Origin of the sequence: Bacillus salitolerans (assembly GCF_042680805.1) — a bacterium.
Classification (GTDB): domain Bacteria; phylum Bacillota; class Bacilli; order Bacillales; family SA4; genus Bacillus_CJ; species Bacillus_CJ salitolerans.
On the sequence record NZ_JBHUEM010000003.1, the window covers coordinates 33,140 to 49,543 of the forward strand.

Genomic DNA, 16,404 nt, shown 5'->3' on the forward strand with positions numbered 1-16,404 from the left:
TTTCTGCATAACATTCTCTAGTTTACATACATTTCGTTATAATAAAAAGAGACGAATACGATTACTTTGGTACAAATCCGACGTCAATTAGGAGAATATTATGTCTTACATTTCATTTCGAGTACCGCCCTTTCCTACGTTTATTAAAGGGGGAGAGGCAGTATTTAGTACAGGTAAAAAACATTTTAAACGAACCTTCTCTGTGTTTGATCTCCTTTATGTAAAGAGTGGAACATTATTCATGGTGGAAAATAACCAGAAATTCGATGTTGAAGAGGGGCAATACATCATTTTAATCCCAGAAAATGAGCATTATGGATACAAGGGATGTGAGAAGGAAACAGAGTTTTATTGGCTTCATTTTGTCTTGGAGGGAGCTTGTAGGATAGTGGACAAAATGGACCTTGATTGGACAAAGCTAACTGTCCGTGAGGGAACTTTTGAAGAGCCAGCTCTATTCGACTTCTATATTCCACAATCGGGTCAAATAAGTCAACGAGAATTACTTGAGCAAATGCTCCATCAACTCGTCTTAATAGGGAATGAACAGACACCAGATAATTCCTTAAGACAACAAACATTGTTTCAAGAGCTACTCCTTCAGCTACAAAAGCAAGCATTGCAAATACCGTCAGCAACGGAAAGAGTTTGTGAAGACGCATTAAAATATATTAGAGAAAACTATCAAAAACCAATGAAAATGACGGATATGTCTGGGTACTTACATTTTCATCCAGATTACATTACAAGATGTGTCCAAAAAACAATTGGGATCAATCCATCACAATATTTAAACCAATACCGAATTGCTCAGGCAAAAAGGCTACTCGCAACTACGAATGATAAAATTGCAGCTATTTGTAAAGAGGTAGGGATAGAAGATCAAGGATATTTTTCGAAGCTTTTTAAAAAGCTAGAAGGTATGTCACCAGTGGAATACAGGAGAGTTGTTCTACGTGCATCAAGTGAAAGAGGAGAAGGCTGAGTCAAGAGTGACTCAGCCTTCATTTTTGCTTAGGAATTATAAATGCGCACTATTTCAGGATAACTGAGTGATGTGCGTAGTAATCCGGCTCCAGCGCCCAGCCAAGATAAAATGGCGATGATCTTTGCCATTTTATCCTACTCGAGGGAAAAAGAAAAATCACTTTTTCCTTGGTCAAATAACCCTTGAAGAGTAAAAGGGAAGAGCGCCCTTTTTCTCTGCAAGGAACATTTGCTATGCATGAGGCTAAACGGGCGCCCTGAGCCCTTTGTTCTTACTATTATCCATTAACAATCTTTCCTCCGTTTACATGCAAGATTTGCCCTGTCATATAGGAGGAGTCACTGCTTGCTAAAAAAACATAACTAGGTGCTAACTCAAACGGTTGTCCTGGACGTTTCATAGGCGTATTTGCCCCGAAGGATGCCACTTTTTCACTAGTAAAGGTGGATGGAATTAAAGGAGTCCATATCGGTCCAGGGGCTACTCCATTCACACGTATGCCCTTTCCGACTAACTGCTTTGCAAGGGAACGAGTAAAAGTCACAATAGCCCCTTTCGTTGCCGAGTAGTCCAATAGTAATTCATTTCCTTCATAGGCTGTGATGGATGCGGTATTGATAATAGCACTCCCAATTTTTAAATATGGTAGGGCTGCCTTTGTTAAATAAAATAACGAGAAAACATTCGTTTGAAATGTTTTTTCTAACTGCTCTTTTGAAATTTGTTCGATGCTCGTTTGTGGATGTTGCTCAGCTGCATTATTGACAAGTATATCTATTTTTCCAAACGCTTGAACCGTTTCATTCACAACAGTTTGACAGAAGCGTTCGTCTCCGATATCTCCTGCCAATAGAAGGCACTTCACACCTTCATTTTCTACAAACTTCTTTGTTTCATTCGCATCGGCGTGTTCCTTTAAATACACGATGACAACATCTGCACCTTCCTTTGCATAATAAATAGCAACTGACTTACCAATCCCACTATCTCCACCTGTAATAATTGCAACTTTTTCTTTCAGCTTTCCACTTCCTATATAGGAGGAATCTACACTTTGTGGTCTGGGATTCATTTCTGATTCTATACCGGGCTGATGGTTTTGGTGCTGTGGTGGTAATGTGTTTTGTAATTGATTATCACTCATAAGACTTGCTCCTTTCCAAACAAACTATGAAATAGTATGTGAGAAAAGGGAAGGAACTATGAAAGGAGTAGTCGTCACAATGTGAAACGAAACAAAAAAAGAACAGGGAGCTACTCCCTGCTTTAACGATAGTTAATGAATTGTACATCAACTGATAAATCTGCCCCTTTAATGAGAGAGATGATTTGTTGTAAGTCATCTCTGCTTTTGCCTGTTACACGTACTTGATCATCTTGAACTTGACTTTTTACTTTAAGACCTGAGTTTTTGATAAGTGTATTAATTTTTTTTGCATTTTCTTTATCAATGCCCTGAACCAGTTTTGCTTTTTGTCTCACTGTACCACCTGATGCAGGTTCTAATTTTCCATACTCTAGGTTTTTAGTAGGAACTCCTCTTTTAATAAGCTTTCCAATTAGAACATCCTTTAATTGCTCCATCTTATAATCATCATCTGATACGAGAACAATTTCTTCCTTTTCTAACGAAATACTGCTTTTACTACCTTTAAAGTCATAGCGTGTTTGAATTTCCTTTAATGCGATACTAATGGCATTTGACACCTCTGGCATATCTACTTTAGAGACAATATCGAATGAACTTTCTTTTGACATGTGTAACTCTCCCTCTTTGAAAAATAGCTATTATTAACAGTATTGTACGAATTTTCTAGGGGATAAACAAGGAATAGGCTTTTGCTTTGGTCATATCCTACTAAACGAATGTCGCTTTTTCAAGCTTTTCATATGATATTAGTTGATATAATGGGGCGAAATGGCAATAATGATAATAGTATCCATAATGAAAGTAGGGTTAATTACATGATTATACCGGGTTTAATGCAAGATTTAGAGGTATCAAGAGAGGTTGATTTTGGTTACTATGTGACAGATGGGACGGATGAAGTACTACTTCCCACTAATGAAATTATAGGTGAAATTGATATAAATGAAGCAGTTCATGTATTCATTTATCACGACCATCAAGGCCGGTTAATTTCTACGATGAAAACACCTCATATTACATTAGATACATATGAGTGGGTAGACGTTGTTGAAGTAAGAGAAGATTTAGGTGTTTTTATTAATATCGGTTTAACAAAAGATATTCTTGTTTCAAAGGATGACCTACCACTTTTTGAAGAGGTATGGCCTGATATCGGTGATAAGCTTTATTGTAGCCTAAAGCAGGATAAAAATGGGCGTTTACTAGGAAAGCTAGCAACCGATCCTGTTATGAGAGATATCTCAGTTTCAGCAACAAGAGAAGCATTCAATCGAAATGTAAAAGGTGTTGTATTTCGAACTGTAAAAGTCGGAACTTATATGTATACGGATGAAAAATTTATCGGGTTTATTCATGAGTCTCAACGGAGCACGGAACCGAGATTAGGGCAAAGAATTGAAGGGCGAATTATTGATATAAAAGAAGATGGAACGGTCAACATATCGTTACTACCGAGAAAACATGAAGCACTTGATGAAGACTCAACGGTGATTTTAGATTATATGGAAACGAGAGGAGGCGCAATGCCATTCTGGGATAAATCTAACCCGGAGGATATTGAAGCACGGTTTAATATGAGTAAAGGTGCTTTCAAGCGAGCGTTAGGAAAATTAATGAAGGATAACAAAGTGTATCAAGAAGAGGGATGGACCTATTTTACCACAAGAAAATAAACCAATAAGCTCATAGAAATATGAGCTTTTTCCCATTTTTGGACGTAAGATTTACAATATCTTAAAAATGCTACCATTGACTAAAGTCGAATATTGTCGGAAAATAATAAAGGTTATTCAACAAGGTTTACTTTATAAAGAGGAGCGTTGACCATGAGAAATAAGATTTTCCCATTAATTTTAATAGTAATACTTTCTTTAGTAGGTTGCTCAAATCAAAATCTAAACCTAACGAATGAGTTAGATCGAATTAAAATTGGTATTATGTTGTCAGACGTCGGACTAGGTGATCAGTCATTTTCTGATTCTGCCTTTTATGGATTAATAAAAGCGAGAGATGAGCTAAACATTTTGTTTGATTATCGTGAGCTCTCTGATTCGACTACCTATGAACAAGGACTTACAGAGCTTGTTGAAGCAGGAAATGATATTGTCGTAGGATTAGGGTTTATGGTTCAAGAGGACATTGAAAAAGTAGCAGCTAAATTTCCAAAACAAAAATTTGTTCTGATAGACTCAATTTCCGAATTAGAAAATATCACGTCTATCACATTTAAAGAAGATGAAGGAAGTTATTTAGCTGGAATTGCTGCAGCACTTGCAACGAAAACGAAGAAGATTGGATTCATTGGGGGAGCAGATGTACCATTAATTCATAAATTTGTAGAGGGTTTTACCCAAGGAGCGAAAGCAATAAAACCTGAAACCGAAGTTCTTGTTCAATATGCGGGAGATTTCGGAAATGATAAACTCGGAAGATCAATCGCTGCTGAAATGATTGAACAAGAAGCAGATGTCCTTTATGCTGCTGCAGGATTTACAGGAGTAGGTGTGTTAAAAGAAGCAGAATTAAATGGAGTATTAGCCATAGGTGTAGATAGTGATCAATACTTTTACGCCGAAAAAGCTGTAATGACATCTATGCTTAAAAATGTCGATGTTGCTTTATATCAAGTAATTGCTGAGTATGTTCAAAATGGTGAGTTTCCAAAAGGTCATGTTCAACTAGGGCTAAAAGAAAATGGAGTTGGATTATCACCAATTCGAGTTGTGCCGTTTAATATGCAACAAATCAAAACCATCGACGACTATAAAGAGAAGATTGTAAGTGGAAAGATAACAGTGAACTAGGAGGTGTAAAGAATGAAAAGAAACAGCATGAACGACCTGAAAAAGAATTCAAAGAACCCATTCAATAAGTCAATCTCTAAATTAACCTTTCGTATGAACCTAAAAAAGAAACTACTAATCAATTCTATCGTATCATTGCTACTGGCAATTGCTATGATTGGCTTCATTATTGCAAAAATGACAGAAATAGAAAAATCCAATCAAGATTATGTACCATTCCTTTTGTCCGTGCAGGAATTAAATGCACAAATGAAAATTACAAAACAGAGCTTAAACACGTTTGCCTATAATATGACAGACGCTAACAAGTTAGAAGCAATGGAGAATCTTACCTTAACTAGTGAAGCTTTTTCAGAGGTATTGGCCTTAAACACGTTATCCCATGCTGAACCAGTTATTAAGAAAGCGGATCAAAAGTATAAATCATTACTATATGAGGCTCAAAAAGCATTGCAGGCATTAGATCCTTCAGAAGTAAAGAGGCAGTCAATTCGTACAGAAGGTGTCCTAAATGATTTATTTTTATTAGACCTATTTGCGTCTAATCATTATGATTTACTACAACAAGATTTGAAATCGAAAATGGGATTTATCATCCTTTTTTCCAGTATTGGTTGTGTCATTTTGATACTAGCAACAATTTTGCTAAGCTACAGATTAACAACTTCTATTACAAAACCACTTGAGCAGTTATCTCATAATGCTAAACAAATTGCAGCAGGTCATTTAGATGTCAAACTTATTAAGTATGATAAGCGAGATGAAATTGGAACCCTTACTAGCTCTTTTTCACAAATGGTAAGCCAACTCCAAGGATTACTAACATCCACTGGTTCTGTTAGTAAGAATGTTGAACAAATTGCAAAAGAAATTGAAGAAGAAAATAAGGGACTAACAGAAATTAGTAATCAAGTTGCTGTTTCAACAGACGAGCTTTCTTCGGGATCTCAAGTGATTTCAGAGGATCTTCAAAAATCGGTCACATTAGTAGAACAAATGGATCGCGATTTTAAGGAAAACCTTGAACAATCCACTCATACTGCTAATTATAGTGAGAAGGCTGTAAAATCCATCATCGAAGGACGAAAAGCAATGGATGATCAAAAGCAGCTACTAATTGAAAATATTACGTCAATAAAAACGATTGAAAAGAAGGCAAAAGATTTTACAAACTATGCCGAAAAAATTGAAGAGATGGCAAGAACAGTCTCAACTATTGCTGATCAAACGAACCTTCTTGCATTAAATGCAGCAATCGAAGCTGCAAGAGCAGGGGAAGCTGGTAAAGGGTTTGCAGTGGTAGCTGATGAAGTGAGAAAACTAGCAGAGGAATCAACGAAAGCAACGAAGCAAATATTTGAAATGGTAGACCATATCAAAAATGGGTTGTTCAATATAGTAGCGTCGGTAGAAGAAGGCACCGATCTTGCAAGCAAACAAGAAACTTCTATGGATATGACGACGAATGCTTTTAGTACCATTGAAGGGAATGTACAAGGAATATCTGAAACAATCAAGCAGTTAGTCGAAGGCCTGCAAAAGTCTAAGCTTCGCGGAGAACAAGTATTAGAAGCAGTAGAAAATATTAGCTCCGTTGTCCAACAAGCAGCTGCAGGAAGCGAAGAGATTTCTGCTTCTACAAGTGAGCAATTATCGGCATTTGAAAAGCTTCAGACAAAAGTAACATCTATGAGAAATCTAACTGATGAATTAAATCGGGTTCTCTCTAACTTTAAGTTATAAAAAAAAATCAGCTCGATCATTGAGCTGATTTTTTCTTTTTTAAAGATGATCAGTTTTCTTAGAATACTGACGCTCTCCGTTTTGGCGATTTTTTTCTCTCTCTAGGTTCTTTTCATGCCGTTTTGCGTTTCTATCCTGAGCCTTTTTATCATTATCACTTGTTGTAAACTTTGGCATAAGGATAACCCCCTTCTAAAATCATTACAGTTATATCCTTACACATCTAAACTTTTTTATCCTATAAATAATTAGGCTTTCGTTTTATTAAGGAAGAATAGAGCAATCGTTCCAGGTCCAGCATGTGCTCCTATCGCGGAACCAATTTGGTTAATGTAAAACGTTTCACAAGAGAACTCTTCTTTTATTTTCTCCTTTAATAATAGAGCCGTTTCTTCATCGTCTCCATGGCTGATACCAATCACTTGATTACTTAAGTCACTACCTCTTTCTTTCATAAGCTCTATCATTCGCTGTAGTACTTTTTTTCTACCTCTAATTTTTTCTAGAGGGACTAATTTTCCATCTTCCACATGAAGCAATGGTTTAATGTTCAAAAGTCCACCAACAAACGCAGAAGCTTTTGAAATCCGTCCGCCTCTTGCTAAATATTCCAGGTTATCTACTGTAAATAAGTGCTGCATGTTTTGAGCAGTCTCGGTCGCTGTATGAACAACTTGATCATAAGATAAGCCTTTCTTGATTGCTTCAGCTGTTTCAAGTACAACCAACCCCATACCTAGAGAAGCAGCTTTCGTATCAATAATCGTTAGTTTAAAATCTGGATACTGCTCTTTCACTTGTTCAGCCATCATCACTGAAGTTTGATATGTACCTGACAATTGTGAAGAGAAGGCAACATAAACGACATCTTTCTTTTCTTCTGCTAGCTTTGTAAATACCTCTTGAAACCTAGTGGGAGGAACTTGTGAAGTTTTCGGTACCTTTTCCTCTCTCATTGCTTCAAATATCTTGGAAGAATCAATGGTCTCCATATCATAGAAATCCTGTCCTTCAAGATGAACAACTAATGGAAATAATAGAATACCTTCTTTCTGTAAAAATTCTAGCGGTAGATCACAACCGCTATCTGTTACTAACTGAATAGCCATCTAGACACCCCATTATATTTATTTTTTATGTAAAATAAGTATGTTACGATAAGTTTATCTAGTTTCTGAATAAAACTCAAATTTTTGTTTTTCTATTAAGTAAAAAGGAAATAGTAGTAGTATAGGAACATAAGGGGAGGATTAGATGGTTCTTACCGAAGCTAAGAAAATAGTGATAATCGTCATTGGAGCATTACTTGGAGCTATTGCTCTTAATTTATTTTTAATACCCGCCAATGTATATGCTAGTGGTTTTACGGGTATTGCCCAACTAATAGCAAGCCTTGTCCAGGATTATACTCCCTATTACATATCGACAGGGATCTTGCTTTTTATCCTGAATATACCTGTAACGATATTAGGTTGGAGGAAAGTAGGGAAGTCTTTCACGCTATACAGTTTTATAAGTGTTGCATTAACAACCATTTTTCTTGAGTTAATCCCAGTCTATTCTGTATCTGAGGATATTCTTCTTAATGCTGTGTTTGGAGGAGTGATTGCAGCTATTGGTATCGGAATTACCTTGAAATGGGGGGCTTCTACTGGTGGATTAGATATTATTGCGATGGTCTTATCTAGAATGAAGGACCGTCCAGTGGGCACTTATATTTTTATTTTGAATGGGTTTATTATTACCGCAGCGGGTTATTTATATGGATGGGAGAAAGCTCTATACACGCTTGTCGCCCTTTATGTTTCAACGAGAGTCATTGATGCGATCCATACTCGTCATGAAAAGCTAACAGCTATGATTATTACAAAAAAAGGTGAAGATTTAAAAAATGCTATTCATGCGAAGCTTGTAAGAGGGATCACCATAGTACCTGCAAGAGGGGCATTCACTAACACGAATAAAGAGATGCTTATCATTGTCATAACGAGATATGAACTATATGATTTAGAGAGAACAATAAAAGAGGTAGATCCAAATGCATTCACCAACATTGTACAATCGACTGGCATTTTTGGATTTTTTAGAAAGGAATAAGTTTGTTAATGATCAATTAAATTTCGGGCGTAACCTTTCTACTTCCATAACGACTAATATTATAGAGAATGCTTTAACTTAGGAGGAAACAACATATGAAGCGATTTCTACTAATTTTGACAGGTGTAGCCTTATTGTTATCAGCGTGCGGAACAGCAGATGATCAAGGCCAAAAGGATACAGCGCAAGAATCTAAGGAACCATCTAAGGAGACAACTTCAACATCCATTGATCTTGCTGACTTTAGTACGGATTTACAAGTAGAGGCAACTGATCATAAAGCATTATTTAAGATTCAATTTATGAACAACTCTAACGAGGACGTAAAATTAACATTTTCATCAGGCCAAAAATATGAAATCATTGTCAATGACTCAAATGGAATGGAAGTTTATCGTTATTCTAACGGAAGGGCATTTACAGAAGCATTAGAAACAATCGAATTAAAAGCAAATGAGGAGTTAGCATATCAAGAGGAATGGGATTATTCCGTAGATGGTACGGATATACAGCCTGGAACATATACAGCAATTGCAACTATTTTACCAATGAATGTAAATGATCATGAAATAGAAAGTGATATCTTTACAACAGAGCAAACCTTTGAAATCAAGCAAATTGCAGAAAATGATAATGTTGCGTTTCGAAATATTGAAGTAACTGGTGAAAAAGGGGATTACACGGTTACAGGAGAGGCGAGAGTGTTTGAGGCCGTCATGTTGTATTCTGTTGAAGATGGTCATAATATCATTATTGAAGAAACACCTTTTCAACTGAAGGAAGGAGCTCCCTCATGGACACAGTTTGAGATGAATCTTACCATCTCAAAAGAGGATCTACCGAAAAATGGTACATTGACCCTTCATCTATATGAACGAAGTGCAAAAGATGGTTCCATCGTAAACTCTTATTTTGCAGTTCTTGAAAGTTTTAAATCAGAATAATAATTCCCCAAGCTTTTAGTTGAGAGGGAGAATGCATAAAAAAGCAGGCATGTAGAGGTGTGAATTAGCATACTAATTCACACCTCTTTTTTACTGTTTAATGTATGCGTATAATCCCACTATTAAATGATCTCTACAAGATGGCTTTCCTTCTGAATCCTATGCCTGCATCCCGTCTAGCTAAATATCAAAGTTGTCCACCATAGCTGTAAGCCTTGGATAATATTCATCTCTAGTGGCAGCTACGATGAGTCCAATCATCTAGAATTCTTTGATCATAATATAACTACATATTCATCACTTCAATTTCAGGAGGGATTAAACAATGGGCATTTCATCAACCAATAAAAATCGAAAGAATAGTTCCCCTCTGCCTAAAAGACCGAATTTTCTTTTCCTCATGGTAGACGAGCAGCGATTCCCACCAGTTTATGAAACCAACGATCTAAAAAAATGGCGTAGGGAAAATTTGAAAACACAAAGACTATTACGAGAAAATGGAATGACATTTTTAAATCATTATTGTGGTGCAACTGCATGTTCACCAAGTAGAACCACTCTTTTCACTGGGCAGTATCCATCTCTGCATGGGGTTACGCAAACAACTGGAGCTGCTAAGGGGGCGTTTGATCCAGATGTATTCTGGCTTGATCCGAATACGGTACCTACGCTCGGAGACTATTTCCGTACGGCAGGTTATCGAACCTTTTATAAAGGAAAATGGCATCTTTCGGATGAGGATATATTAATCCCAGACACACATAATGCTTTAGTGAGCTACGATCCTAACACTGGTGTCCCAAATCGTGAAAATGAACAACGATACCTCCATGCAAATCGTTTAGATCCATTTGGTTTTAATGGTTGGATTGGGCCAGAGCCACACGGTACAAACCCTCGTAATTCAGGTTCGTCAGCAGCTGTAGGAGTAAGCGGCCGTGACGCCATATATTCAGAAGAAACGGTAGAATTGATTAGTTCACTTGATAAAGAGTCACATAAAGACACGCCATGGTTTATCGTCTCTTCTTTCGTAAACCCTCATGATATTACTTTATTTGGTCTTCTTAACCAACACGTTCCGTCGTATAATTTTGAGATAGATCCATCTGTTCCGTATATTCTAAGGGCTCCAACTGCAGTTGAATCATTAGCAACAAAACCAACTGCCCAAGAAAGTTACCGTCAGGTTTATCAAGAAGCTCTACAGCCAACAGTTGATAGTCTCTTTTACCGCCAGCTCTATTATTCATTGCACAAGCAAGTAGATAATGAAATGTATAAAGTTATGAAGGCTCTTAAAAATTCTAGTTTCTACGAAGACACGATTGTCATCTTCACTTCGGACCATGGTGATTTATTAGGAGCTCACGGGGGGTTATTTCAAAAATGGTATAACGCTTATGAAGAATCCATCCATGTGCCACTTACGATTCATAGCCCTAAACTTTTCTCTTGTAGGAAAAGAACGAAAATGTTGACGAGCCATGTAGACATCATTCCTACTTTGTTAGGACTTGCTGGAATTGATGTCGAAATCATACAAGAAAAACTCCGTAAGGATCATACGGAGGTTCACCCCTTTGTTGGCCGAGACCTTACCCCTTTTATTCAAGGAAAACATAAATTCCATCGTGCCAATGAGCCAATCTACTTCATGACGGATGATGATGTGACAAGAGGATTGAATCAAGTAAGTATTACAGGAGAACCATATGATTCTGTTATACAGCCTAATCATCTAGAAACGGTCATCACAAAATTGCAAACAGGGGAAAATGGGAAAGAGGAGATTTGGAAGTTTTCCCGTTACTTCGATAATCCACAATTTTGGAGTAATCCAGGAGTTCAAGATCAAGTAACTAGTCAAAAAGGTACTTTTCCCCTATCAGAAGATACCGTAGCTTCTATTTGTTTGACAACGAATAAGACCGAGTCCGTACCTGACCAATTTGAGCTATACAATTTAACGAAGGATCCTCTTGAAGAGAAAAATTTAGCAGATCCTTCAAATACCACTCCAGAATTAAAGAATATTCAGCAATATTTATTAAAAGTCCTTAAAGAACAATGCCTCCAAAAACGACTATACCCTTCTAGTGGAGATGTTCCTGGAAAGCCATCATGTGGGGTTAAAAATTAAGGATTCGTTTATTATTGTTGAAGATTCTTTTAAAAATATTGCCCACAACCTTAATGGTTGTGGGCAATATTATTTGTTAATGCAATGTTAAATTAAATGTTATTAATACTGGAAATTCAGTTGTGGATGAGAGGATTTCCCTAATAACCAAACCTACTATCATCAACTGAATAGGGGTATTTATACCGCGTGATCTTACATCAGCAAAAATTACTTAATAGATAACCACCGTTTGATCAAATACTTCACACCCAAGAGACTTGCCATCAAAATACATCACCGATCGATTTTCTTTATCTACGACTGCTACGTAAAAGCGATCCTCCTGGTTATTTCTAGTCCAACAATCAGCCACAATATATTGGTGGTCAACATAATGTACATAAACGTTCATGACACCAATTAAATGTTCAAAGTACGTATGATCAATCCGAAATATTTCCTTTTTGATCGGAGAATAGAAATAATCTTCTTCAGTAGATACGAAGTAAACATGTTCATTAAACACACGTATGGAATGATAGGAAAATCCAGTTGGTAAAGGATAGCTTTTCTTCGCGAATGTTTGTTTACTTAATTCAACTAATTCTTCCTTCTGATCAAGATAATTTTTTCGAACATAGAAAATGGAATCACCATTTTCGGCAATGACTCTTACAAAACCATCATGCTTCTTTTCTTCGATAAGAATACCAGATATCGGTGTACCAGCCTTGGCCTCTTTAATAAATTGTTTTAACGGGATAATTGATATGAATTCTTCACTTGGAAGCGTCGTTTCGGTTAACTTTTTTCGATATAAATCTTCTTTCTCCCATGTTTCTAAGTAAAAAGGGTTAAACACTAAATACCATTCTTCGTCATACTCATATACAGTAGGTGTAGAAATTGAATTGGCAAGGAAGTGCTCTAGTAATACGTAGTCTTTTTGTTTTTTTGCATCAAACAAGTAATACGTTATTTCATCATCCTCATCATGATCTTTAACTTTTCTAATATAGTACATGACTTCTTGACTAGTCATAAAGATACCTTCAAGCTCAACATCAGCCGGATAATGGACGGTCCCAATTTCCTCCACAAGTTTACTAATTAGATGGAAGCGATAGAACGTGTAATAGACTTGATGTGACGATACAGTCCGAGTGGCATAACTAAGATACGGGAACTCATAAGGAAACTCAATCCCATCCTGAACCGTATGAATAGCCTTCGTCCGAGCTCCCTTTTTTTCATATATCGTGAAATTACTTACGGGAAACACCGATGTTGACTTAGAAATATAAAAGAGGGAAGAATCGATTAAATCAATTGGTTGAATTTGTTCAGTATCTTTCTGTTTTAATGATATTACCTTCATGATATGTAGTGTCTCCTTGCGAACGGTAAGAATATATCAATAGTAACAGAAGTGAGAATGGAAAGAAAAGAGAAACCTGCGGAATCTTTCCGCAGGTTTCGTTCTTTTTGAGATGACTTATTGGATTTGGTCGAGTTCTTGCTGTAACATTCTTAGTTGTTCTTTTTCTGCATCAGTAGAATTTGCGTAAGCTGAAGACAATGCATTTTTGGCAACCTGTACCGCATTTCCTGCATCTAGAGTACTTGCTCCGGTAGTTGCTTGTTTAGCAAGTGAGACAGCTTCTCTAGCTTTTTGGAATAATTGGTTACCCATCTTATACGCCTCCAAGAGAGCTTTTCTCAACGTTTTCCAGCTTTTGTTCTTCGGCCTCTGCTAGTGTTGATCTATATGGGAATCGTTCATCGTGCTTCGTGATAAAATCATTACTTTGTTGTACAAAGCGTTTTGATTTATTGCTTCTGCCCATGATACATTCCCCCTAAAAGTTAGTGATGCTTAAAAGTTGCATCACTAACTATTGTGCGTGAGTAATACGCGGAGTATTCAAAAAAGAAAACGCTATTTTATGGTTTTACGATTCCTAAAACATCCTCTAGATAATGGGCAATACCGTCTTCCTCATTGGTTTTTGTCACATAATTGGAAAGCGATTTTAACTGTTCAATCGCATTGCCCATTGCCACGCCATGACCCGCATATTCAATCATTTCAAAATCGTTATCTTCATCACCAAATGCGATGATGCGATCAGTTGGAATAGAAAAGTGTTCCGCCACTCTTTTTAAGCCAACTGCTTTATTTAAACCACTTTTCACAATCTCGATAACATGCCAAGGAGCACCCCATCTTCTATGGTCGATCACTTCTGCATGAACATCTGATAAGTGTCTTCTTATCTCACTAACCTTATCTTCATCAGCATGGATTAAAATAGAGGTAGGATCGTGTTGTAAGATCTCTCGTAAATCCCCTGTTTGGACTTTATTACTTCCTGAGCTGAAAAGATCCATCATATCATTGTCGTGATAATGAATATATACATCATCAATGACCTCTGCTAATATATTTTTCACGATAAACCCTTCGCTTGCCTCAACGATATCTTGAGCTGTTTTGACATCAAATGGTGAGTGAAAACTACCCCATGAAGATGATGTAGGATGATGAACATATGCACCATTAAAGTTAACGATAGGTGAAGTCAATCCAAGCTCTTTATAGTACATATGGCTTGCTCGAAAGGGGCGACCCGTTGCAATGACAACATGATGGCCAGATGCGATTGCATTTAATAATGCCTTTTTAGTTCTTGATGATATACTTTTATTATCAGTAAGCAATGTTCCGTCTAAATCGACTGCAATTAAATGTGGCTGAGTCATAAGAATCTCCTTTTTCATTTCATTGTTTCCTTAAGTTTACCTCTTTTAGAAAATATTTGTCTATTTTAAAAATAGGAAGGTGTATCATGCAAGGTTTTTCATCTAGAGACACCCTTAATATTGTCATCGTAACATTAGCGGGGGTTGTAAGCTCTATTTTACTTAAGTGGTATCTATTAATTGGTTTTCTCCCTGGCTTTCTCTTTGTTTTTTATAGTTGTGTAAAAAAAGGGCATCCAACTAAAAAAATTACTAAAAGTGCAAGTGAAGGATTTTTAAAAACGAAGGAAATTATGATCATCCTCTGCTTAGTGGGTATACTGTTACCATCATGGGACATGGCTGGAACGATTGACCAAATGGTCTATTTGATATTATCAAATATAAATCCTTCATTTTTTTATATATCAGCGTTTAGTAGTACGTTCATTATTTCCATGATACTTGGAACAAGTGTTGGTTCCTTAAGTTCAATTGGAATTCCTCTAATAGGAGCTGCTATGTCAATTGGGATGAGTGTTGAGGTGACTGCTGGTGCTCTTGTTTCCGGTGCATTTGTAGGAGATCGAACTTCTCCCTTTTCAAGTGCCAACCAATTACTTTCACATACGATTGAATTAGAGAGAAAATTGTTTCAAAGAAGCTTATGGAAAACAGGTAGCATTGGACTGGTTTTTTCCAGTATATTTTTCCTGTATTTTGATATAACTAAGCCATCAGGAGCAACCGTTTTTACAAATGTTGATCATTTTAAGTGGTATCTTATCTTGCCAGCTGTATCACTCGTCATTTGTGCCATTATCAAGTTGAAAATTCGATATTGTTTCCTCATAAGTATTGTCGTGGCACTTATAATCACGGTAATTATGAATGGATTTTTTCTGCAAATCATAATCAATTTATGGGAAGGAACAAATCAAACAGGAGGAGGCCTTCAGAAGATTCTTCCGTTAATTGCATTTATTGGTTTAGCTGGAGCCTATAATGGTATGATTGAAGAGTTCTCAATTTTTCAGCCGCTACTCACTAAATGGCTTGGACCATCGAGCTCACTTTCTACAATGACTCGAAAAACTATGTTTGCCACACTTATTATTACGATGCTAGGGTGTAATCAGACAATCCCGATTATTTTAACAGGTAGGTCCTTTTTATCTGAATGGGATGTAAGACAAAATAAACGAGAATTTGCAAGGGTAATGGCGGATTCGTCTATGCTATTTGCTGGTATGGTTCCATGGAGTGTATTAGCGATTATGTGTAGTACTGTTCTAGGAGTTCCATTGTTCGATTATTTACCATATGCCATTTTTATTTGGTGCTTACCAATTATCACAATGCTCTATTCCTATATTTATTCTAAAATGTCAAAAGAAAAATCCATGTCTCATTAAGCAGAAACGATGAACTCTAAGTAAAATGTAGGTTATACTTTTAATAGATGAAAGGAGTGAGTAAGGATGGATAAAGCATTAGAAGAAAATATTTATGGGGCCCTCGAAACAGTACTTGACCCGGAGCTTGGGGTTGATATTGTGAATTTAGGTTTAGTGTATGGAGTGGACCTTGATGAAAATGGGATCGCCTCCATTACGATGACTCTTACTTCAATGGGTTGCCCACTAGCAGGACAAATTGTTGATGAGGTAAAACGAGCATTGTCAGATTTACCTGAAATCAAAGATTCGGAAGTGAATATCGTCTGGAGTCCACCATGGTCAAAGGATAAAATGTCAAGATATGCGAAAATTGCCTTAGGGATTGCAGATTAAAAATAAATGAAGAGTGAG

Annotated in this window: 17 protein-coding genes and 1 pseudogene; 10 read left to right on the forward strand and 8 right to left on the reverse strand. The window is 36.7% G+C overall.

Features of this window, described 5'->3' with window-relative positions:
- Nucleotides 1-100: 100 nt before the first annotated feature.
- Nucleotides 101-985, forward strand: coding sequence for a helix-turn-helix domain-containing protein (locus ACFSCX_RS01710; protein WP_377926373.1), 885 nt, complete (start codon nucleotides 101-103; stop codon nucleotides 983-985).
- A gap of 280 nt (nucleotides 986-1,265) precedes the next feature.
- On the opposite strand, the gene ACFSCX_RS01715 is transcribed toward ACFSCX_RS01710, so the two are convergent.
- On the reverse strand, nucleotides 1,266-2,132 hold the full coding sequence (locus ACFSCX_RS01715) for an SDR family oxidoreductase (protein WP_377926374.1): 867 nt from the start codon (nucleotides 2,130-2,132) through the stop codon (nucleotides 1,266-1,268).
- Nucleotides 2,133-2,254: 122 nt separating this feature from the next.
- Nucleotides 2,255-2,746, reverse strand: a complete 492-nt coding sequence (locus tag ACFSCX_RS01720; RefSeq protein ID WP_377926375.1) for a YajQ family cyclic di-GMP-binding protein — start codon at nucleotides 2,744-2,746, stop codon at nucleotides 2,255-2,257.
- A gap of 207 nt (nucleotides 2,747-2,953) precedes the next feature.
- On the opposite strand from ACFSCX_RS01720, the gene ACFSCX_RS01725 reads away from it, so the two are divergent.
- The 4 genes and pseudogenes from ACFSCX_RS01725 to ACFSCX_RS01740 all read left to right on the forward strand — a co-directional run bounded on the left by ACFSCX_RS01725 (nucleotide 2,954) and on the right by ACFSCX_RS01740 (nucleotide 6,685).
- A complete protein-coding gene (locus tag ACFSCX_RS01725) occupies nucleotides 2,954-3,811 on the forward strand; it encodes a CvfB family protein (RefSeq protein WP_377926376.1) in 858 nt (285 codons plus the stop codon).
- A 153-nt stretch (nucleotides 3,812-3,964) separates the two neighbouring features.
- On the forward strand, nucleotides 3,965-4,942 hold the full coding sequence (locus ACFSCX_RS01730) for a BMP family lipoprotein (RefSeq protein ID WP_377926377.1): 978 nt from the start codon (nucleotides 3,965-3,967) through the stop codon (nucleotides 4,940-4,942).
- A gap of 582 nt (nucleotides 4,943-5,524) precedes the next feature.
- Nucleotides 5,525-5,743 (forward strand): annotated as a pseudogene (locus tag ACFSCX_RS01735) (HAMP domain-containing protein); the annotation flags it as partial.
- Nucleotides 5,738-6,685 (forward strand): methyl-accepting chemotaxis protein, encoded by a 948-nt coding sequence (locus tag ACFSCX_RS01740; protein WP_377927050.1) that lies wholly within the window; start codon nucleotides 5,738-5,740, stop codon nucleotides 6,683-6,685. The pseudogene ACFSCX_RS01735 and the gene ACFSCX_RS01740, both read left to right, overlap by 6 nt.
- A gap of 39 nt (nucleotides 6,686-6,724) precedes the next feature.
- Here ACFSCX_RS01740 and ACFSCX_RS01745 read toward each other — a convergent pair whose 3' ends face one another.
- Nucleotides 6,725-6,862, reverse strand: a complete 138-nt coding sequence (locus tag ACFSCX_RS01745; RefSeq protein WP_377926378.1) for a DUF3941 domain-containing protein — start codon at nucleotides 6,860-6,862, stop codon at nucleotides 6,725-6,727.
- A gap of 71 nt (nucleotides 6,863-6,933) precedes the next feature.
- Nucleotides 6,934-7,794: a DegV family protein gene (locus ACFSCX_RS01750; protein ID WP_377926379.1), complete on the reverse strand. Its 861-nt coding sequence runs from the start codon at nucleotides 7,792-7,794 to the stop codon at nucleotides 6,934-6,936.
- Nucleotides 7,795-7,939: 145 nt separating this feature from the next.
- Here ACFSCX_RS01750 and ACFSCX_RS01755 point away from each other — a divergent pair, with 145 nt between their 5' ends.
- The 3 genes from ACFSCX_RS01755 (at nucleotide 7,940) to ACFSCX_RS01765 (ending at nucleotide 11,869) form a co-directional block, all read left to right on the forward strand.
- Entirely contained in the window at nucleotides 7,940-8,782 is an 843-nt protein-coding gene (locus ACFSCX_RS01755; protein WP_377926380.1) for a YitT family protein, read from the forward strand.
- Between the two features lie 95 nt (nucleotides 8,783-8,877).
- The gene (locus ACFSCX_RS01760; RefSeq protein ID WP_377926381.1) at nucleotides 8,878-9,726 is read left to right on the forward strand and encodes a BsuPI-related putative proteinase inhibitor; all 849 of its coding nucleotides are present in this window, start codon (nucleotides 8,878-8,880) and stop codon (nucleotides 9,724-9,726) included.
- Between the two features lie 325 nt (nucleotides 9,727-10,051).
- A complete protein-coding gene (locus tag ACFSCX_RS01765; protein WP_377926382.1) occupies nucleotides 10,052-11,869 on the forward strand; it encodes a sulfatase-like hydrolase/transferase in 1,818 nt (605 codons plus the stop codon).
- 214 nt (nucleotides 11,870-12,083) lie between these two features.
- Here the strand turns inward: ACFSCX_RS01765 and ACFSCX_RS01770 are convergent, their stop codons facing one another.
- From ACFSCX_RS01770 to ACFSCX_RS01785, 4 genes are all read right to left on the reverse strand, one after another.
- Nucleotides 12,084-13,229 carry a hypothetical protein gene (locus ACFSCX_RS01770; RefSeq protein WP_377926383.1) on the reverse strand — a complete coding sequence of 382 codons (1,146 nt, stop codon included), beginning with the start codon at nucleotides 13,227-13,229 and terminating at the stop codon, nucleotides 12,084-12,086.
- Nucleotides 13,230-13,346: 117 nt separating this feature from the next.
- A complete protein-coding gene (locus ACFSCX_RS01775) occupies nucleotides 13,347-13,544 on the reverse strand; it encodes a DUF3813 domain-containing protein (RefSeq protein WP_377926384.1) in 198 nt (65 codons plus the stop codon).
- 1 nt (nucleotide 13,545) lies between these two features.
- A complete protein-coding gene (locus tag ACFSCX_RS01780; protein WP_377926385.1) occupies nucleotides 13,546-13,698 on the reverse strand; it encodes a hypothetical protein in 153 nt (50 codons plus the stop codon).
- A gap of 97 nt (nucleotides 13,699-13,795) precedes the next feature.
- Complete coding sequence (locus ACFSCX_RS01785; protein ID WP_377926386.1) at nucleotides 13,796-14,614, reverse strand: Cof-type HAD-IIB family hydrolase; 819 nt, start codon at nucleotides 14,612-14,614, stop codon at nucleotides 13,796-13,798.
- A gap of 86 nt (nucleotides 14,615-14,700) precedes the next feature.
- Here ACFSCX_RS01785 and ACFSCX_RS01790 point away from each other — a divergent pair, with 86 nt between their 5' ends.
- Together ACFSCX_RS01790 and ACFSCX_RS01795 are read left to right on the forward strand one after the other, a co-directional pair.
- Nucleotides 14,701-16,008, forward strand: coding sequence for a Na+/H+ antiporter NhaC family protein (locus ACFSCX_RS01790; protein WP_377926388.1), 1,308 nt, complete (start codon nucleotides 14,701-14,703; stop codon nucleotides 16,006-16,008).
- Between the two features lie 66 nt (nucleotides 16,009-16,074).
- A complete protein-coding gene (locus ACFSCX_RS01795) occupies nucleotides 16,075-16,386 on the forward strand; it encodes a metal-sulfur cluster assembly factor (RefSeq protein ID WP_377926389.1) in 312 nt (103 codons plus the stop codon).
- The last annotated feature ends 18 nt before the right edge of the window (nucleotides 16,387-16,404 follow it).